The 18285-nt window shown below is 52.1% G+C and carries 19 protein-coding genes and 1 tRNA gene; 15 read left to right on the top strand and 5 right to left on the bottom strand.

The genetic code is table 11. The features are described 5' to 3' along the window. The first annotated feature begins 130 nt into the window (after window positions 1–130). Together LG200_RS08975 and arfB are read left to right on the top strand one after the other, a co-directional pair. Window positions 131–271, top strand: coding sequence for a hypothetical protein (locus LG200_RS08975; RefSeq protein ID WP_226757217.1), 141 nt, complete (start codon window positions 131–133; stop codon window positions 269–271). 8 nt (window positions 272–279) lie between these two features. Next, window positions 280–693 (top strand): alternative ribosome rescue aminoacyl-tRNA hydrolase ArfB, encoded by a 414-nt coding sequence (gene arfB / locus LG200_RS08970; RefSeq protein WP_226757216.1) that lies wholly within the window; start codon window positions 280–282, stop codon window positions 691–693. Window positions 694–749: 56 nt separating this feature from the next. Here arfB and LG200_RS08965 read toward each other — a convergent pair whose 3' ends face one another. The 5 genes from LG200_RS08965 to LG200_RS08945 form a co-directional block, all read right to left on the bottom strand. Beyond that, window positions 750–2447 carry a potassium channel family protein gene (locus tag LG200_RS08965; protein WP_226757338.1) on the bottom strand — a complete coding sequence of 566 codons (1698 nt, stop codon included), beginning with the start codon at window positions 2445–2447 and terminating at the stop codon, window positions 750–752. A 74-nt stretch (window positions 2448–2521) separates the two neighbouring features. Next, window positions 2522–2893 carry a DUF6394 family protein gene (locus LG200_RS08960; protein ID WP_226757215.1) on the bottom strand — a complete coding sequence of 124 codons (372 nt, stop codon included), beginning with the start codon at window positions 2891–2893 and terminating at the stop codon, window positions 2522–2524. A gap of 82 nt (window positions 2894–2975) precedes the next feature. Further along, window positions 2976–4460, bottom strand: a complete 1485-nt coding sequence (locus LG200_RS08955; protein ID WP_226757214.1) for a CYTH and CHAD domain-containing protein — start codon at window positions 4458–4460, stop codon at window positions 2976–2978. Beyond that, entirely contained in the window at window positions 4450–5109 is a 660-nt protein-coding gene (locus tag LG200_RS08950; protein ID WP_226757213.1) for a ParA family protein, read from the bottom strand. Before LG200_RS08950 ends, LG200_RS08955 begins: the two co-directional genes overlap by 11 nt. Before the next feature lie 37 nt (window positions 5110–5146). Beyond that, window positions 5147–5599, bottom strand: coding sequence for a SixA phosphatase family protein (locus LG200_RS08945; RefSeq protein WP_226757337.1), 453 nt, complete (start codon window positions 5597–5599; stop codon window positions 5147–5149). Window positions 5600–5672: 73 nt separating this feature from the next. On the opposite strand from LG200_RS08945, the gene LG200_RS08940 reads away from it, so the two are divergent. The 13 genes from LG200_RS08940 (at window position 5673) to nuoH (ending at window position 18217) form a co-directional block, all read left to right on the top strand. Continuing rightward, on the top strand, window positions 5673–6644 hold the full coding sequence (locus tag LG200_RS08940) for a hypothetical protein (protein ID WP_226757212.1): 972 nt from the start codon (window positions 5673–5675) through the stop codon (window positions 6642–6644). Beyond that, window positions 6616–8310, top strand: a complete 1695-nt coding sequence (gene recJ, locus LG200_RS08935) for a single-stranded-DNA-specific exonuclease RecJ (protein WP_226757211.1) — start codon at window positions 6616–6618, stop codon at window positions 8308–8310. The genes LG200_RS08940 and recJ overlap by 29 nt, the downstream gene beginning before the upstream one ends. A 102-nt stretch (window positions 8311–8412) precedes the next feature. Continuing rightward, window positions 8413–9171 carry a triose-phosphate isomerase gene (gene tpiA, locus LG200_RS08930; protein ID WP_226757210.1) on the top strand — a complete coding sequence of 253 codons (759 nt, stop codon included), beginning with the start codon at window positions 8413–8415 and terminating at the stop codon, window positions 9169–9171. 23 nt (window positions 9172–9194) lie between these two features. Then, window positions 9195–9530 (top strand): preprotein translocase subunit SecG, encoded by a 336-nt coding sequence (secG, locus tag LG200_RS08925; protein ID WP_226757209.1) that lies wholly within the window; start codon window positions 9195–9197, stop codon window positions 9528–9530. A 23-nt stretch (window positions 9531–9553) separates the two neighbouring features. Continuing rightward, window positions 9554–9638, top strand: a tRNA-Leu gene (locus tag LG200_RS08920). Between the two features lie 620 nt (window positions 9639–10258). Next, entirely contained in the window at window positions 10259–10615 is a 357-nt protein-coding gene (locus tag LG200_RS08915; protein ID WP_226757208.1) for an NADH-quinone oxidoreductase subunit A, read from the top strand. 58 nt (window positions 10616–10673) lie between these two features. Next, window positions 10674–11150, top strand: a complete 477-nt coding sequence (locus LG200_RS08910) for a NuoB/complex I 20 kDa subunit family protein (protein WP_226757207.1) — start codon at window positions 10674–10676, stop codon at window positions 11148–11150. Between the two features lie 12 nt (window positions 11151–11162). Further along, complete coding sequence (locus LG200_RS08905) at window positions 11163–11756, top strand: NADH-quinone oxidoreductase subunit C (protein ID WP_226757206.1); 594 nt, start codon at window positions 11163–11165, stop codon at window positions 11754–11756. After that, window positions 11749–13002, top strand: coding sequence for an NADH-quinone oxidoreductase subunit D (locus LG200_RS08900; protein WP_226757205.1), 1254 nt, complete (start codon window positions 11749–11751; stop codon window positions 13000–13002). The genes LG200_RS08905 and LG200_RS08900 overlap by 8 nt, the downstream gene beginning before the upstream one ends. Then, the gene (gene nuoE / locus LG200_RS08895; protein ID WP_226757204.1) at window positions 12999–13478 is read left to right on the top strand and encodes an NADH-quinone oxidoreductase subunit NuoE; all 480 of its coding nucleotides are present in this window, start codon (window positions 12999–13001) and stop codon (window positions 13476–13478) included. Before LG200_RS08900 ends, nuoE begins: the two co-directional genes overlap by 4 nt. Continuing rightward, on the top strand, window positions 13475–14785 hold the full coding sequence (gene nuoF, locus LG200_RS08890) for an NADH-quinone oxidoreductase subunit NuoF (protein ID WP_226757203.1): 1311 nt from the start codon (window positions 13475–13477) through the stop codon (window positions 14783–14785). Before nuoE ends, nuoF begins: the two co-directional genes overlap by 4 nt. Then, entirely contained in the window at window positions 14778–17201 is a 2424-nt protein-coding gene (gene nuoG / locus LG200_RS08885) for an NADH-quinone oxidoreductase subunit NuoG (RefSeq protein ID WP_226757202.1), read from the top strand. Before nuoF ends, nuoG begins: the two co-directional genes overlap by 8 nt. Continuing rightward, the gene (nuoH, locus tag LG200_RS08880; protein WP_226757201.1) at window positions 17198–18217 is read left to right on the top strand and encodes an NADH-quinone oxidoreductase subunit NuoH; all 1020 of its coding nucleotides are present in this window, start codon (window positions 17198–17200) and stop codon (window positions 18215–18217) included. Before nuoG ends, nuoH begins: the two co-directional genes overlap by 4 nt. Window positions 18218–18285: the final 68 nt, after the last annotated feature.

Raw genomic sequence — 18285 nt, 5'->3', positions numbered from 1 at the left:
TTGTTCTACCCAGAAATAAACCATCAGCATTACCGTTGGCGTTAGTGCTGGAGGCCAGGCTGCAATGTGCACCCAGCAAATATACCGACCTGGCAAATACCCCTGTCTGCTGACTTGCCTAATGGTGGCTATGGGTGAAGCGGTGGGCGCGAGTGTGCAAGCTTTTGATGAGGATTATAAGGAAGACCTCGAAAGCAGTATTGCCGATATCAAGCAATGCACGATGGAAGGTGGTGCTGATCATACTATTGGCCGCCCTTTTTCTTTATGATTGGCAGCATGATGGATTATTTTGATTTGTTAATCCCTTTACATGAAGTGGAATTGAGTGCTGTTCGCGCGCAAGGAGCGGGCGGGCAAAACGTCAACAAAGTTTCCAGTGCCATACATCTTCGTTTTGACGTAAAGGCTTCCTCCTTGCCCGAACCTGTGAAAGCACGTTTGTTGCGTTTGCATGACCATCGTATTACAAGAGACGGAATGGTGATCATCAAGGCCCAGGTTCATCGCAGCCAGGAGCTCAATCGTGAGGATGCATTGCGGCGTTTACATGAGCTGGTGGCCAGTGTGGCGGTATTGCCCAAGGTACGCAGGCCCACCCAGCCTACGCGAGGTGCTCAGAGACGCAGGCTGGATGGAAAAAGTCAGCGTGGCGAAGTCAAGGCGTTACGGCGCAAGGTCGTTGATGGTTGAGGTCAGCGTATTGGGTGCAGATGTTTCTCTCCAGGGCTGGCCGTGCGTGAGGGCTGCTATTTTGTTTTTTCTTGAGGTCTGCCTGGCCTGCGCAGTCGCATGATTTTTCTTGTCATCCAGCGCCACAGCCAGCCATCGGCAATTTCCCGGCCATTGATGATCCAGGTCAGTGTCTTGTGATTGCTCAAGGCGATAGGTTGCGCAGCCTTGCCAGACGAGCTGCCACAGAATAGCAGGCGATCACCTACATATAATTGCGTAGTCAGTTTGGGCAGGAGCTCATACTTCCCGCTGCGTACCAGCATCAGCGGCACCAGCGGCAGTTTTCGCACCCGGTTACCTGGATCGCGTGTCAGTGCATCCAGGGTGACCGGAAGGCCCCATGCAATCAGGTTGGCAACGGCAGGGCTATGTTCGTTATCCACAGTGACCCCCCAGGCGTCCGGCACATTCTCCCCTACAATGCCGACCAGTTGGCTGATGAGCTGGTTGGCCCAGTTGTTGTCCTGTGTGCGTACCAGTTGCAGGAAGTGCGTCATCATGGGCGTAATCATGCGGGCCAGGCATTCATGGGCAATGATGTCGCTGGGGTCCATCGAGATGTCAGCGTTGAAGTGCTCAAACAGGGGTTCATTAAAACGACGGTTCTTGCGGACAACCACGAATAGGTCAGGGTTGATTTTTTGTGCTGTCATCACAATGGACAGGTTATTGATGTCGTTATTGGTACCGGCGATGATGCCGACTGCATCCTCAATTCCCGCCTCTATCAGGGTTGCTGCTTCAGTGCCGCTGCCTACGATACAGTTTTCACAGTGAGTGAGTTCAGGGTCAGCCTCAATGACTACCGTCGTGATCTGTTCTCGCTCCAGGTTTTCGACAACGGCTTTGCCAAATCGGCCATACCCGCAGACAATCCACTTGCCTATGGGCGGTACCTTAGGCAGCACCAGCGTGTCTCCGGGTACTCCCGTTAGCCATTTGTGCAATAAATAAGTGCCAATAGCATGCACTTCCATCCCCAACTGGTCGCCAAATAGCAGGTAAGGGTTGAGAATGTGGTCAGTACCGAATGAGGCCATATTGGCAGCCACTTCATCATCTTCGGCCCTGGCCAGTACTGTGAGGTTGGGGTTGAGCAATTTGGCTCCGACAGCGACAGCCAGGTTGACGTGGTCATTGTCTGTGAGTGCTGCAATGCCCTTGCACATGGGATGGCGTACCCCTGCCCTCAGCAGGGTGTCGGGTAATTGAGCATCCGAACATAGGGCGGGGATATCGAACTGGTAGTCCTCAAGCTCGAGGTCGTTGACCCTGTCTTGGTTCATTTCAGTGACCACCACGCGTATACCTTTGTGATCCAGTGCCTTGACCAGCAGGCTACCGGTTTCGCCATAGCCAGAAACAATATAGAACGGCTCATGCAGGTGGTTGACCGCGCGCGCAAAACTGGCAGTAGTGAGTGCCTGCTTTAGGGCAGGATCCTGGAATAGTGAAATGATTTTCCCTATGGCATAGAACCAGGGAATCACTGTCAGGTAAATCGAGAACGTCATCCACAGGCGCTGGGTGGGGCTGTACGGGTAAGGAACCTCCCCAAACCCAATGGTGGTGGCGGTATAGCTGACGACATAGAGCGCCTCGAAAATGCTCATATGCCAGGGCTGGCCTTTGTCGTCCAGTCCCGGCATCAGGGTCAGCCCGATGATCGCGATGGTATACGTGACGATGACCGTGATCAGCGGCGCTCGCATGCGTCGCAGGATCAGGAAAAATATATTATTCAATCGCGAATTCCGCCAAGGCCGGGATGGCTAGGTGCCTAGCATCAGCGACGCAGGGTAATGGTTTCTGCCAGCAGCAGGATGACAGAGGTGATATTGGCAAGCAAGGCACCACCGCTGAGGGAGACTACGCGCGCTGTAGTGCCGGCCTCGTCGCTTCCGACAAATGCAACCCAGACTACAGCGGCTGCAATCAACTGCAAGTCCGCCACCAGGCTGGTGGAAAGATGGATGGCACCAATCTGCGTACGATCGCCAAACTTGAGCACGGTGGCAATCAGATTCACCACGATGGCGGCATAAAGCTCATATATATGGTGGTGGATAGGGTTATCGCTACCACCAATAAAAAAGCCGAAATTCAGCGTCATTGCTAATACGATGAAAAATCCAAAAACAACTTTTTCCAGGTTCATGGCAATCTCTTGAAATTAACAGGCAGGCATTCGCTACCGTGAATGGTTGCGAGTTTAGTGGATTTTCCCTGACAGGGCATCCTTACCAGAAATTTTTTGCCTCTTTGAGGGTTTTCCATGCGCTGATCAACGATTTCCTGTTGCGTTTTTCATGTTTGTTGGCCCAGTTGAGGTAGGCCGTTAACTCAGGCTGCAATTCAGGGGCACGTTTGGCCAGGTTGCCGACCAAGGTGCGTGTCACACTGATATCATTGAGCTTGCCTAGTAGTTGCTGTAATTCCCCCAGCGCTTGGCGAAACTGTACGGCATGGCGTTGTGTTTTTTTGCCAGGATAAAGCGGGCTGAAAAAATCAATTGCATAGCGCAACCGACGGGCAGTGATTCGAACGCGGTGCCGTTCATCATCGACCAGTGTGTGCAGTTTCTTGCCTTGAAAGAGCAATTTCTGCCATATTTTTCCCAGTTTTTTACTGGCGGTGCTGGCGAGTGCATGCTTGCCAGCTGTCGGGCCATTCGCCACCGTCAAGCCCAGTTGCAGCAGCAAGCGCTGATAGCGCTGGCTATTCAGGCCAGCACGCAACTTGCCATAGGCACGTTTATGTGCACTTTTTGCGCGCTGGTAGAGTCCGGCAGCATTGGCCTGGGACAGGTTGGCCTTGGGCAATGACTCTGTCAGTAATACGTCCAGATCGCGTGCACTGGCCAGCAGTTCATTGAGCCAGCGCAGCTCTGCATCCAGGAATTCGTCATCCAGCCGGAACAGGCGGAGTGCGATGCGTAGTCGGCGCAAGGCTGTCCGCATTTGATGCACGCCTTCAGGATCTGTGCCAATCACGACAATATCCTGATTGTCCTGTAAGTGGCGCAGGCATTCCCAGCCGATTTTTTCAAACGCCTGCTGCTGGTTGTCTTCTTTGGCAAGACCTGCAGGCCTGGTTCTTGATGGGGTGCTCGGAAACTGGCGATAATAGGCATAACCGCGTTGCGCCTTGCTGGCATTTTCTATGGTCAGCGGTATATTGTCCTGCAATGCCAGTGCCAGTTCAAACAAATGCTTGATATCTCCTTGCTTGAGCTCCAGTTCAATTTCTATCAATGGTTGCTGGTGGTTGCCTGCAATCAGCAGACCGTCATCCAGCGATAGTTCGATATGGCTGCCTTCGTATTGCAACTGCCATTCGGTACGCCGCATATCCGTTGTAAAAATAGGTTGCAGGGCCTTGCGTAATTCAGGGTCATCAAACACTGGCGTCAGCGCCGGATCGACAATTTTGGTGAAATCAGGTTCGCCTTTTGCAATGATATCTTCCCACTCCAGACGTTGGTGCAACCCGGCCGATGAGTGACCCGCTGCCTTGACGGCCTGGAACCAGCCGCCCGACATGCGGCGCACACGCAGGCTCAGCCGCTTGTCCAGCAACTGCAAGTCTTGAGTATCATAGTAAGTGCTGATCAATCGGCGTGTAAGCGCTTTTCCGCTGAGAGTCCTGCGTATCGCCGGATGGCGTCTCAAGCGAGGAATGTCGGCGGGAGCGATGCGAAGTTTGAGTTCTATTTCATTTGGCATTACCGGCCCCCAGTTTTTTGGTGCGCTTGCTTGCATTTACGAGCCAATGCAGCAACGGAGCCCACTGCTGCAAGTCCCTACTTACCTGCGATGGACGAATATCAAAGAGGCTGGCGCCTTGTTCAGCGGCTAGCGCATATATTTGCGCATTACGTAAATTGCCCAGCACAGGAAACCCTGACTCAGCCAGAAAATCCTGCAGGGCAAACGCGGCACGTGTACGACTGTCGACCCGCATGCCGACCATGGCGACAAAAGTACGTTCTTTGCGTATGGATTTTTCCTCGCGCAACACCTGCAGAAAATCGCGGGTGGCGCTCATGTCAAAAGCGGAAGGCTGCATGGGCACAATCACCCAGTCTGCATGTTTGACTGCACTGCTTAACTTTTCTCCCCGCAGGCCTGCTGGTGAGTCCACGATATTCCAGTCTGCACTCAGGCTGCCTGTATGTTCACCCCGTCCATCCAGCCCATGGATGAGAGGCAGTTTGTAAGGGCGTCGTTCCAGCCATTGCAGGGCAGAACGTTGTCTGTCCATGTCTGACAGCACCACGTGGCGTCCACGGCTGGCAAAGTAACCGGCGAGGTTGGTGGCCAAGGTTGTCTTGCCACTCCCGCCTTTGGGGTTGGCGATCAGGACTGTACTCAAGACTGCTCCATGTTGTTATTTTGTGACGGGAGAGCCATCAAATTAGCTCGGGTGTCAGCATTGCACGCAATACCGTTTGTTCTTCCTCGCCTCGCCGGCGGTTTGAAATCCACCAGATGGCCCCTTTTTTCACACTCCAATATTGCAGCCTGCGCGTCATGGCATAGGCGGCAGCCATGCCCAGGGTAGGTTGGTGGCCGATGATCAATACACTGTCCTTGCCCAAGGGCCAGCCAGCAGCATCCAGCAATACCTGAGGGGATGAACCGGGAGCCAGTTCATCCAAAGTGGTAAACTCCAGCTCAAGGGCGCGGGCGGTTTGCTGGGTGCGTTGTGCTGGGCTGACCAGAATGCGCGTATTTTCTGGCATATGCTGTTTAAGCCATGCTGCCATTTTTGCAGCTTGCTGCTCGCCTTTGGCAGTCAGTTTTCGCGCGAGGTCTGGAAAGCCTTCCTCGGCTTCGGCGTGGCGCCATAAAATAATATCCATCATATTGCGCTTTTAGGGAGAGAATGTTTTCTATCTTAGCGCTCAACGCGCATCATGACAAAGTGACATCTGTGTGAAACTACAACTTTACCTGACCGATTTCTCTGATATTTTCCAGCATGTGCTGGATGATAGCGCCTTGGCGCGACTGCTTGCGGCAGGTAAAAGCCTGTGGCTGGATGCAGCCATGGATGAGAAGTTGTGCCATTTATTCAGCGTGGCTCGGCAGGAGGATTGGCCGCTTGCTCCATTTTCCAGGTTAGGGCAGGGCTTTTTGCCAGATGATGTCCACTGGCTATTGCTGAGCCCCGTCAATTTTTTGCTGCAACGTGATCATTTTCTGTTGAATCAGCCTGCCCCCTTGCCTCTACCTGAGAGCGAAGCAAAGATACTGATTGCTTCACTTAACCAGCATTTTTCTGCACAAGGCCTGGAGTTCTCATTGGGGGATGAAGGGCATTGGTATTTACGATTGCCAGAGCCTCCGGGGATACAGACCCGACTTGTTGCGGAGGCGGTAGGCCGGGATATCAGGTCTTTTTCACCCCAGGGTCAATCCGCAGCGAAATGGCGCAGTTTTGTCAATGAAGTGCAAATGCTGCTATTCGAGCATGAGGTCAATCACGCGCGTGAATCACGTGGCGAATTGCCAGTGAACAGCCTCTGGTTATCGGGGGGAGGCCGATTCCCTGTAGTTGCACAGGCCCCTGGTCCGCAATTGTTTACCGATAGCAGTTTGGTGCGTGGCATGGCGGTGGCTGCCAATATGCCTGCTGAGGAGGTGCCTGACTTTGAGACTATCCTGGCGCATGCGGTGGAAGATGTTATTGTCGTTTCCCGCACTGGCATACTGGGGCCGCAATGGAGTCATCTGTCGCTACAGGCGCTGAAAACTCGGAAACTCAGTCAGCTGGACATTTTTTTTTCAATTCATGGGCGCGTGTTGCATTTGCATTTGCAGCCGTTTGACCTCTGGAAATTCTGGCGTAAGCCACAGGCAATAGAATCATATTTTCATGGTACAGATCATACAAAGAAATTTTGATACTCAAGTTGTCGAACGACTGAGACAAGCTGGGATCAGCATGGCATTGGCACGATTGTTGGCAGGGCGTGGTATTACCCAGCCTGCACAAATGGAAGCTACCCTGGCACGCTTGCTGCCGCCGGAGCTTTTGACCAATAACACGGACATGGCCAATTTGTTGGCGGATGCCATCTTGGCTGGGAAACGCATTTTGGTGGTCGGCGACTATGATGCTGACGGCGCTACAGCAACAGCTGTGGCAGTCAAGGGCTTGCGCAGCATGCAGGGCAAGGTGGATTTCCTGGTGCCCAATCGGTTTGAATATGGATATGGGCTAACCCCAGAAATTGTCATGCTGGCTGCTCAGAGAAAACCTGACATCATCCTGACTGTAGATAACGGCATTGCCAGCGTAGACGGGGTGGAAACCGCTAATCGTCTCGGTATACCGGTGCTGGTGACGGATCACCATTTGCCCGGAGACGAAACACCCCTTGCTGCCTGTATCGTCAATCCCAACCAGCGCGGCTGTACGTTTCCCAGTAAGCATCTGGCAGGCGTGGGCGTGATTTTTTATGTATTGCTGGCCTTGCGCGCAGAGATGCGGTCGCGAGGTGCATTTGACAATAACCCTGAGCCCAATCTCACTGAGTTACTGGACCTGGTGGCATTGGGCACAGTGGCTGACCTGGTCAAGCTGGATGACAATAACCGGATCCTGGTGGAGCAGGGCTTGCGCCGCATTCGTGCTGGCAAGTGTTGTGCGGGTATTCTGGCGCTGTTCCAAGTAGCAGCGCGAGATCACCTCAAGGCGGGTGCGCAGGACATGGGGTTCAGTATTGGTCCCCGCCTTAATGCCGCAGGGCGCCTGGATGATATGTCCTTGGGCATTGCCTGCCTGCTGGAGGAAAATCCGGCAGCCGCCTTGCGCATGGCGCAGCACCTGCATGACCTCAATCAGGAGCGGCGTAGTATTGAATCTGGCATGCAGGACACCGCGATGCTGGTGCTGGATGATGTGGATACCGAAGGACGATTTAGCCTGAGCATGTTCAATCCTGACTGGCACCAGGGTGTTATTGGTATCCTGGCATCTAGAATCAAGGAAAAATATCATAGACCGGTCATTGCATTTGCGAGAGCGAACGATGGGCAGATCAAAGGGTCCGGGCGCTCTATCCCCGGTCTGCACCTGCGTGATGCGCTGGACCTGCTTTCCAAGCGATATCCAGGCCTGTTGCTGAAGTTCGGCGGTCATGCCATGGCTGCGGGGCTTGGCTTGATGGAAGCTGATTTTGAGCGGTTCAATCTGGCATTTGAAGAAGTGGTGTCGAGTTTGCTGACGCCTGCAGACTTGGAGGCCGTGATAGAGGTTGATGGTGCATTGGCTACCGATGAACTGGCGCTGGATATGGCGCAAACCATAGAGCGCCAGGTATGGGGCCAGGGCTTTCCCGCCCCCTTGTTTTTTGATGAGTTCAGCGTGGTTAGCCAGCGTATTGTCGGTGAGCGGCACTTGAAATTGAGCCTGGAGAAATCCGGTAGCCAGTTTGATGCGATTTTCTTTCGGCAGGAAGAGTTTCTGCCGGATACCATACAAGCTGTCTATCAATTGCAAGTCAATGAATACCGCGGCGTAAAGTCGCTACAGTTATGTTTGCAGCACTGGCAGCAGGTCAAGTGATGTCTTCTGGCTAAAAGCCTCGCCACTACTGGCATTCAGCGCCTCTGCGTTGACCATGGTGGCAACCACAAGTTAATATCGGGAAAATTTTCGGGTCTATTTATGCGTCGCAAGCTGGTTGTCGGTAACTGGAAAATGAATGGCAACCTTGCACAGAACAAGAGGTTGTTTGATGCGCTTGTGCGTGGCTTGCATGGCATCAATCATGCCGATTTTGCGGTGTGTGTGCCTTATCCCTATCTATTCCAGGCCCAAGCTATCTTGAGTGGCAGTAATATTGCCTGGGGCGCACAAAATATCGCCAAGCATGAAGCGGGAGCCTATACCGGTGAAGTCAGTGCAACCATGCTCAAAGAGTTTGGTTCCAGCTACGTGATTATTGGCCACTCCGAGCGTAGCAATGCTTATTGCGAGAGCGATGCCAATATTGCAGACAAGTTTGCCGTGGCAAAGAAACATGGCATCACACCGATCTTCTGCGTTGGTGAAACCTTGCAAGAGAGGGAGTCTGGTGTAATGGAGTATGCGATTGCCAACCAGCTCGATTTTGTCTTGTCGGTTTCAGGGGGTGCCTTGCTTGATCATGCCGTGGTTGCTTATGAGCCAGTGTGGGCAATCGGGACCAATAAAAATGCTACGCCGCAACAAGCGCAAGCCGCGCATTCATTCATTCGCGAGCGTATCTCAGCCTTGCATCCGGGCGCTGCGGAAAGTGTAAGAATCATCTATGGGGGTAGCGTAAATCCAATAAATGCGGCACAATTACTGTCTATGCCGGATATAGACGGTGGTCTGATCGGACGCTGTTCTCTGGATGCCGCTGATTTTGAAAGAATTTGTCGCGCTGCTTGTAAAATTTAAGCAAGCAGGGGGATGTGAGGGAAATGGAAACTTTAGTTACAGTTATACACGTCATTGCTGCATTGGGAGTTGTTGGTCTTGTGCTTCTGCAGCATGGCAAGGGTGCTGATATGGGAGCTGCTTTCGGTAGTGGTGCATCAGGCAGCCTGTTTGGTGTGAGTGGCTCTTCAAATTTCATGAGCCGTGCGACTTCAATTTTTGTTGCCATCTTTTTTATTACAAGCCTGAGCCTGGCATACCTGACAAGTCATCGTGTGCAAGGTGGAAGCATTGTGCAAAAGGTGACAACAACATCTGCTCCTGCAGCGGATGCTCCCAAGCCTGCTGAACCTTCATCAGCCAAGGATGTTCCTCAGTGAAATTTCCAGGGGTAAGCCCCAATGCCGTCGTGGTGGAATTGGTAGACACGCTATCTTGAGGGGGTAGTGGCGAAAGCCGTGTGAGTTCGAGTCTCACCGTCGGCACCAAAGAATAAATCAAGCAGTATCAAACCATATCAAAGCCCGCATTAATCCTAGAGATTGGCGGGCTTTTCTTTTTAGCCTATCTCTATGCCCATTCTGGTCGCCATCATGTCCGGCCTCTTAAATTCGGCCCAGGACGCTTACTTATTACTTTATGAGGTATTGATTGAGTTGTGTCTTGATGGTTATTAATCAATTTGGTGTGTCCTGAAGCTCTTCCTTTTAGAGAAAAACATGTAACTTATAAGGTTATTTGTGTAACAAAAAGTTAATTGATTTTCATTTAATCCTGATTTTTATAAGGGCATTATTTGATTACTCCAATAAAAACAGTGAATAACCTAAATGCCCCGTTATTGGCTGGATCTGGCGGTGTTTAATTGTAATTTATGTGTTACAATTCATTAACAAATACAGGGTATATTATGTATCTTGATGTGTTGTTTTGACCGCTTCAAATGCGGGTTGGCCTGTGAAAGCCCTAATTTTTTTAAGGGTGCTTCCTGAGTCGCTACATCCCCCGGAAGTGTTGATGGTAAGTTTGGGTGTCAGTGAATCTTGTTGGATTTGCTGACGCGTTGCACTGTACAGCTTTCAAAAGCTGATTTGGATGGGACTTGAACGTGCTGGAGAATTATTTTCCAATTTTGCTGTTCATCATTGTCGGCCTCGCGGTCGGTGTTGCTCCTATTGTCCTTGGCAAATTGGTATCCCCTAATCGGCCCGATGGCGAGAAAAACTCGCCATACGAGTGTGGCTTTGAAGCATTTGAGGATGCGCGCATGAAATTCGATGTGCGCTATTACCTTGTTGCCATTCTGTTTATTCTCTTTGATCTTGAAATTGCATTCCTGTTTCCCTGGGCAGTGGTTCTCCAGGAAATAGGACTATTTGGTTTTCTCGCCATGTTGGTTTTCCTCGGTATTCTAGTCGTGGGCTTTGTTTACGAATGGATGAAGGGGGCATTGGAGTGGGAGTGATCGTGATATTGGTAAATAAACTGGCAATGAATCATTTTTGGGCCATGGGTGATCTTGCATGAGTATCGAAGGCATACTTGAAAAGGGGTTTGTTACCACTACGCTGGATACGGTGATCAACTATACCCGCACCGGATCTCTCTGGCCCATGACCTTTGGCCTTGCCTGTTGTGCGGTTGAAATGATGCATGCGGGGGCTGCCCGTTATGATCTAGATCGGTTTGGTATCGTATTCAGGCCAAGCCCGCGACAATCAGATGTAATGATTGTCGCAGGCACCCTGGTAAACAAGATGGCACCAGCCTTGCGCAAGGTATATGACCAAATGGCAGAGCCCAGGTGGGTGATTTCCATGGGGTCATGTGCCAATGGCGGTGGTTACTACCATTATTCGTATGCAGTGGTGCGTGGTTGTGATCGCATCGTTCCTGTTGATGTCTACGTGCCGGGTTGTCCTCCAACTGCCGAGGCTTTGTTATATGGAATTATCCAGTTGCAGAGCAAGATCCGTCGTACTAACACGATTGCACGGTAAGAGCAGAGCCATATGACACGATTGGAACAGTTAAAAGATAATCTGCAACAAGTACTCGGTGATAAGCTTTCCAGGCTGGTTGAGCATGTTGGCGAGGTCACCATAGAGTGCAAGCCAGGCAACCTGCTTGATGTGTCAGCTTTGTTGCGTGATCATTCCCAGCTCAAGTTCGAGCAGTTAATTGATCTTTGTGGTGTGGATTATGCGGATTATGGTGAAGGCTCCTGGTCCGGCTTGCGTTTTGCCACCGTCTATCATTTTCTTTCCATCAGTCTGAATCAGCGTGTGCGCTTGAGAGTGTTTGCCTCTGATGACGACTTCCCCGTGCTGCCTACGTTGGTTGATCTGTGGTCTGCTGCCAACTGGTTCGAGCGTGAGTCTTTCGATCTCTACGGCATCATGTATGAGGGCCATCCTGACTTGCGTCGCCTACTTACAGATTATGGTTTTGTCGGTCATCCTTTCCGCAAGGATTTTCCGATGATTGGTAATGTGGAAATGCGTTATGACCCAGAGCAACAACGCGTGATCTACCAGCCTGTAACTATAGACCCGCGTAACAATGTGCCTCGCGTCATACGGGAAGAGGGCTTCCACCATGGCTGAAATTCGAAATTACACCATGAATTTTGGGCCACAGCATCCTGCGGCTCATGGAGTGTTGAGGCTGGTGCTGGAGTTGGATGGTGAAGTGATTCAGCGCGCGGACCCCCACATTGGCTTGCTGCATCGCGGTACCGAGAAGCTTGCGGAAAACCGGACATACCTGCAATCCGTCCCCTATATGGATAGGCTGGATTATGTATCCATGATGTCCAACGAGCATGCGTATGTAATGGCGATCGAGAAGTTGCTGGGGCTGGAAGTGCCGTTGCGTGCGCAATATATACGTGTGATGTTTGACGAGATTACGCGAATCCTCAATCACTTGTTATGGCTGGGTGCACATGCGTTGGATGTGGGTGCAATGACAGTGTTTCTCTATGCATTCCGTGAACGTGAAGATCTGTTTGACTGCTATGAGGCAGTATCTGGCGCGCGTATGCATGCTGCTTACTATCGTCCCGGCGGTGTTTATCGCGACTTGCCAGATCGTATGCCTCAATACGAGGAATCCACAGTCCGTAGCAAGGAAGACGTCAAGCGTCTCAATGAAAACCGTCAGGGCTCGGTACTGGATTTTATCGAGGACTTTACAAATCGTTTTCCGACTTATGTTGATGAGTATGAAACCCTGCTGACCGATAACCGCATCTGGAAACAGCGGACTGTGGGTATAGGCGTGGTATCGCCTGAGCGTGCACTAGCCTTGGGAATGACAGGCCCAATGTTGCGTGGTTCCGGTTTTGCCTGGGATTTGCGCAAGAAACAGCCTTATGAGGTTTACGATAAGCTGGATTTTGACATTCCAGTGGGTGTGAATGGAGATTGCTATGACCGCTACCTGGTGCGCATAGAAGAATTTCGCCAGTCCAATCGCATTGTCAAGCAATGTATTGATTGGCTGCGTAAAAACCCAGGGCCTGTCATCAGTGATAACACCAAGGTTGCACCTCCACAGCGCGAAGGGATGAAGCACGACATGGAGGCGCTGATTCATCATTTCAAGCTGTTTACCGAAGGGTTCCATATTCCGGCAGGTGAAGCCTATGCCGCGGTGGAACATCCAAAGGGCGAGTTTGGCATTTACCTGATATCTGATGGCGCGAACAAGCCTTACAGGCTCAAGATACGCGCACCAGGTTTTCCGCATCTCGCAGCACTCGATGAAATGACACGTGGCCACATGATTGCCGATTTGGTGGCGATCATAGGCACGCAGGATATTGTATTCGGAGAGATTGATAGATGAGCTTGTCTGCTGAGTCTCTGGCAAAAATTGAACGTGAACTGGCCAAGTATCCCCCTGAACACCGCCAAGCGGCCGTGATGTCTGCCTTGCGTATCGCGCAGACGGAAAAGGGCTGGCTGTCCAAGGACACGATTGCGGAAGTGGCGGACTATCTTCGCATTCCAGCCATTGCTGCCCTGGAAGTGGCAACTTTCTACAATATGTATGAGCTGGAACCGGTTGGTAAATACAAGATTACGGTATGTACCAATATTTCCTGCATGCTGAGGGACTCTGAAGAAATCGTTGATCACCTGGAAAAGAAACTGGGCATAGGATTTAACGAAACAACCGCAGATGGCCGATTCACCCTGAAGGAAGGGGAGTGCATGGGATGTTGCGGTGGTGCGCCGCTATTCCATATCAATAACACTGATATGCATGAATACCTAACGCCAGAGAAGGTGGACAAGATTCTGGAAGGGCTGGACAAATGACTGCAACACAAACCTTGGTTTGCTTGCGTACTGCTGGTCAAGCAGATCCAGCATCCCTGGAGACTTACCTGAAATTGGGCGGTTATGCCCAGCTTAAGCGCCTGGTGACAGAAAAGGTCAAGGCTACGGAAATTATTAGCCAGGTCAAGCTTTCAGGCTTGCGCGGTCGCGGTGGCGCGGGTTTCCCCACAGGGCTCAAGTGGAGTTTCATGCCACGTTATTTTGATGGCACCAAGTACCTGGTATGCAATACCGATGAAGGTGAGCCAGGGACTTTCAAGGACAGGGACATTATCCGCTACAACCCGCATCAACTGATTGAGGGCATGGCGATTGCCGCTTATACACTGGGTGCACGGGTAGGTTACAACTATATACATGGTGAAATCTGGCAGGATTACGAGATTTTCGAGGCCGCACTTGATGAAGCGCGCCAAGCGGGATATCTCGGTGAAAACCTGTTTGGTACCGGTTTCAGTTTCGATCTTCATGCGGTCCATGGTTATGGTGCCTATATTTGTGGCGAGGAAACTGCATTGATCGAATCGATAGAGGGCAAGAAGGGGCAGCCGCGGTTCAAGCCGCCTTTTCCTGCCAGCTACGGCGTGTTTGGCAAGCCGACTAACGTGAACAACACAGAGTCCTACACGTCGATTCCATGGATCATGGAGCACGGTGGCCAGGCATTCCAGGAGCTTGGCGTAGCCAATTCAGGAGGAACCAAGATTTTCTCGATCTCAGGGCACGTAGAAAAACCCGGGAATTACGAGGTGAATATGGGGATCTCGTTTGCAGAATTGCTTGCGCTGGCTGGGGGTGTATGGAAGGGGCGTCAGTTGAAAGCCGTCATCCCCGGAGGGCCGTCAACTGCCGTTTTACCAGCTTCAGCCATTATTGGGGCGACCATGGATTACGATGGTCTTTCCAAGGCAGGTTCCAGCCTGGGTGCCGGCTCCATGATTGTCATGGATGAAACCACGTGTATGGTCAAAGCGCTAAAGCGTTTGTCCTATTTCTTTTTTGAGGAATCATGCGGGCAGTGTACGCCTTGCCGTGAAGGCACTGGCTGGCTTTACCGGGTGATCAAGCGGATTGTGGATGGACAAGGCAGGATGGAAGACCTTGACCTGCTCACTGACGTCAGCAGCAACATTTCCGGGCGCACCATTTGTGCATTGGGTGACGCAGCGGCAACACCGGTGCTGAGTTTTATCAAACATTTCCGCCCGGAGTTCGAGTATTACATCCAGCACGGCAGGAGCATGGTGGAAGATGGCGTGGCGGTGGAAGAGGTAGCTTATGCTTAATATTGAGATCGATGGCAAGGTGGTCGAGGTAGAGCACGGTTCTACCATTATTGACGCTGCTGACCAGCTGGGTATTGCCATTCCCCGTTTCTGTTACCACAAGAAATTGTCTGTGGCAGCCAATTGCCGCATGTGCCTGGTGCAGGTTGAAAAGTTCAACAAGCCCTTGCCTGCATGTGCCACCCCCGTGGCTGACGGCATGAAGATATTTACACGCTCTAAAGCCGCAGTTGAAGCTCAGCAGAGCGTGATGGAGTTCCTCCTGATCAATCATCCGCTGGATTGCCCCATTTGTGACCAGGGCGGCGAGTGTGATTTACAAGACATCGCCATGGCTTATGGCGCTCCAGCCTCGCGCTATACCGAGGAAAAGCGTGTTGTCATCAACAAGAATATAGGCCCCTTGGTGGCTACTGATATGACGCGTTGCATACAATGCACGCGTTGCGTGCGCTTCCTCAAGGAAGTGGGCGGCATGATGGAGCTGGGCCTGATCAACCGTGGCGAACACGCCGAAATTACCGCCTATGTGGACAAGAGCGTAGATTCTGAATTGTCAGGCAATATTATAGACCTGTGCCCGGTGGGTGCGTTGACCAGCAAGCCATTCCGCTATACGGCCCGTAGTTGGGAGCTGGTGCGCCGGCCTTCCATTGCTCCGCATGATGGCCTGGGATCGCAGATTGAAGTGCATATCAAGGATGGCAAGGTGCTGCGCGTATTGCCGCGTGAGAAGGAAACCATCAATGAATGCTGGCTTTCCGACCGTGACCGTTTTTCATATGAAGGCTTGAACAGTCCAGATCGACTCAAGGTACCCATGATCAAGCATCATGGAGAGTGGCATGAAACCGATTGGAAAACCGCACTGGAATTTGCTGGTGGCCATCTCAAGGAGATTGTGGGCACGCATGGTAGCGACGAGCTGGGTGTATTGATATCACCTAACAGCACCATGGAAGAAGCGCATTTGGCCACCAAGTTTGCGCACGGACTGGGTTCGGATAATGTGGACTATCGTCTGCGTCATACCGATTTCCGCCATGACGGCAAACGGCTGGGCGTGATCTGGATGGGTTGCAATATCCCTGATGTGCAGGAAATGGACCGCATCCTGGTGATCGGCAGCAACCTGCGCAACGAACATCCATTGCTGGCACAGCGCATACGCCGTGCCGTTGCCAATGGCGCGGAGCTGTCTGTAGTCAATCCGCTTGACGATGATCCGCTGATTCCGATCAAGCATAAGGCAATCTGCTCACCGAACGACATGGTCAACGTGTTGTCGCAAATCCTCAAGGCGGTATCGGGCATGGAACGTCTCTCCTTGTGCCTGCCCAAGTCATTGAGCGATTTGCTTGAAGGTGTCAGGGTCTGGGATAACAGCCAGGCGATTGCCTTGAGCCTGACTGGACATGGCGAGACCATGGACCTGATCAGCCCGCGTTCTGCCGTGTTCCTGGGCAATATTTCCCAGCACCACCCGCGCTATACCGAGATATTCAGCCTGGCGGAGGCGATTTCCTCATTATGTGGTGCCACCTTCGGGGTACTGAGCGCAGGAGCCAACAGCGTTGGTGCGAACCTCGTCGGTGCCATGCCCAAGGCCGGTGGCCTGAATGCCAGGACCATGCTGGAATCTCCACGCAAGGCTTATGTGCTGGTGAATGTGGAACCAGAATTGGATTGCCATAACGCCGCACTGGCAAAGCAAGCCATCGAGCAGGCGGAATGCGTGGTAGCGCTGACGGCCTATAAATCCGAAGCCTTGGAAGATGCCACAGTGCTACTGCCAATTACCCCATTCACCGAGACTTCCGGCACTTTCATGAGTATGGAGGGCCGGGTGCAGAGTTTTACTGCTGTGACCAAACCCTTGGGTGAGGCTCGTCCTGGATGGAAAGTGTTACGGGTGCTGGGAAATGTGGCAGGACTGCATGGCTTTGAGTTTGACAGCAGTGAAGAAGTCAAGGACGAGATTTTCGGTGGCGAAAAACCTTCGGCAGTGGTCTGGCGTACACTTAATAACAACCTGCGTGAGTTGATTGATGTGGAAATCAAGGTCAAGCTGGATAGCGACCTGCAACGCGTGGGCGAGATTCCGCAGTTCCAGTCCGATGCGATTGTTCGGCGTTCCCCACCATTGCAGAAGACCAAGCAGGTAACCAAGGCAGTGTTAGCCGGAATACACCCTGAACAGCTGACCAAGCTGGGTATCAATGAAGGTGAAAAGATACTGGTCAAACAGGGCACGGGCAGTGCCATACTTGAAGCCAAGGCCGATATCCATGTGCCGCACGGTTGTGTACGTATTCCAGGTGCGATTGCTGCTACAGCAAGCCTGGGAGACCTACTGGGCGAGATTTACATAGAACGGATTCCTGCAACAGCGCCCCAGGAAGAGGTGAGTGCATGATGGATGCCGCACAGAACCTGTTGGGGCCATTGTGGCCCGTGGTCTGGACCATGGTCAAAATCGTCGCTATCGTATTGCCCTTGATGGGGGCTGTGGCCTACCTGACCTTAGCGGAGCGCAAGGTAATCGGTTTCATGCAAGTGCGCCTCGGGCCTAACCGCGTTGGCTATGGCGGCCTGCTTCAACCAGTGGCGGATGGCCTCAAGTTGCTGATGAAGGAAATCATCATCCCTACTGCGGCCAACCGCACCTTGTTTCTGCTTGGCCCTGTGCTGGCGATTGCGCCTGCGTTTGCCGCCTGGGCGGTGGTGCCGTTCGATTTGACACTGGTGCTGGCTGACATAGATGCCGGATTACTCTACATATTGGCGATGACATCAGTGGGGGTTTATGGCGTGATCATTGCGGGATGGGCTTCCAACTCGAAATATGCCTTTCTCGGATCGCTGCGTTCAGCCGCGCAGATCGTTTCATACGAAATTGCCATGGGCTTTGCGCTGGTTGGTGTCCTGATGTCCGCGAACAGCCTAAATCTGGGCAAGATCGTGCTCGCCCAGTCCGGTGGTTTCTGGCAATGGTACTGGCTGCCGCTGTTCCCCTTGTTTATCGTCTACTTCATCAGCGCAGTGGCGGAAACCAACCGTGCGCCGTTTGACGTAGCCGAAGGGGAGTCGGAAATTGTTGCCGGTTTCCATGTCGAATATTCGGGGATGGCGTTTGCGGTATTTTTCCTGGCGGAATACGCCAATATGATACTGGTTGCCATGCTGGCGGCGCTCATGTTCCTGGGAGGCTGGCTGTCTCCAGTGCCTTTCCTGCCGGACAGCATCTTGTGGCTGCTGTTCAAGGTGGCGGCCCTGTTGTTTTTCTTCCTATGGTTCCGCGCGACGTTCCCGCGCTACCGCTATGACCAGATCATGCGTCTGGGCTGGAAGGTATTTATTCCTGTAACACTGGTTTGGATTCTGTTTGTAGGCGGAATGATGCAGACACGGTGGGCTTATTTGTTTCATTAAAGGATATGCAGGACATCAATGGCATATTGCCATGAGGTGTTTTGCCAAGGCCTCAATTAAGAGTTGAA

The sequence above is a fragment of the Methylobacillus caricis genome (genome assembly GCF_020532705.1).
GTDB lineage: Bacteria > Pseudomonadota > Gammaproteobacteria > Burkholderiales > Methylophilaceae > Methylobacillus > Methylobacillus caricis.
This window is presented reverse-complemented; position numbering and strand designations above follow the sequence as displayed.

Bases quoted from the DNA above. Each gene is read 5' to 3' on its own strand.
- LG200_RS08975 (WP_226757217.1), top strand. From the start codon at position 131: ATGGGTGAAGCGGTGGGCGCGAGTGTGCAAGCTTTTGATGAGGATTAT.
- arfB (WP_226757216.1), top strand. From the start codon at position 280: ATGATGGATTATTTTGATTTGTTAATCCCTTTACATGAAGTGGAATTG.
- LG200_RS08965 (WP_226757338.1), bottom strand. From the start codon at position 2,447: ATGCGAGCGCCGCTGATCACGGTCATCGTCACGTATACCATCGCGATC.
- LG200_RS08960 (WP_226757215.1), bottom strand. From the start codon at position 2,893: ATGAACCTGGAAAAAGTTGTTTTTGGATTTTTCATCGTATTAGCAATG.
- LG200_RS08955 (WP_226757214.1), bottom strand. From the start codon at position 4,460: ATGCCAAATGAAATAGAACTCAAACTTCGCATCGCTCCCGCCGACATT.
- LG200_RS08945 (WP_226757337.1), bottom strand. From the start codon at position 5,599: ATGGATATTATTTTATGGCGCCACGCCGAAGCCGAGGAAGGCTTTCCA.
- recJ (WP_226757211.1), top strand. From the start codon at position 6,616: ATGGTACAGATCATACAAAGAAATTTTGATACTCAAGTTGTCGAACGA.
- tpiA (WP_226757210.1), top strand. From the start codon at position 8,413: ATGCGTCGCAAGCTGGTTGTCGGTAACTGGAAAATGAATGGCAACCTT.
- secG (WP_226757209.1), top strand. From the start codon at position 9,195: ATGGAAACTTTAGTTACAGTTATACACGTCATTGCTGCATTGGGAGTT.
- LG200_RS08910 (WP_226757207.1), top strand. From the start codon at position 10,674: ATGAGTATCGAAGGCATACTTGAAAAGGGGTTTGTTACCACTACGCTG.
- LG200_RS08905 (WP_226757206.1), top strand. From the start codon at position 11,163: ATGACACGATTGGAACAGTTAAAAGATAATCTGCAACAAGTACTCGGT.
- LG200_RS08900 (WP_226757205.1), top strand. From the start codon at position 11,749: ATGGCTGAAATTCGAAATTACACCATGAATTTTGGGCCACAGCATCCT.
- nuoE (WP_226757204.1), top strand. From the start codon at position 12,999: ATGAGCTTGTCTGCTGAGTCTCTGGCAAAAATTGAACGTGAACTGGCC.
- nuoF (WP_226757203.1), top strand. From the start codon at position 13,475: ATGACTGCAACACAAACCTTGGTTTGCTTGCGTACTGCTGGTCAAGCA.
- nuoG (WP_226757202.1), top strand. From the start codon at position 14,778: ATGCTTAATATTGAGATCGATGGCAAGGTGGTCGAGGTAGAGCACGGT.
- nuoH (WP_226757201.1), top strand. From the start codon at position 17,198: ATGATGGATGCCGCACAGAACCTGTTGGGGCCATTGTGGCCCGTGGTC.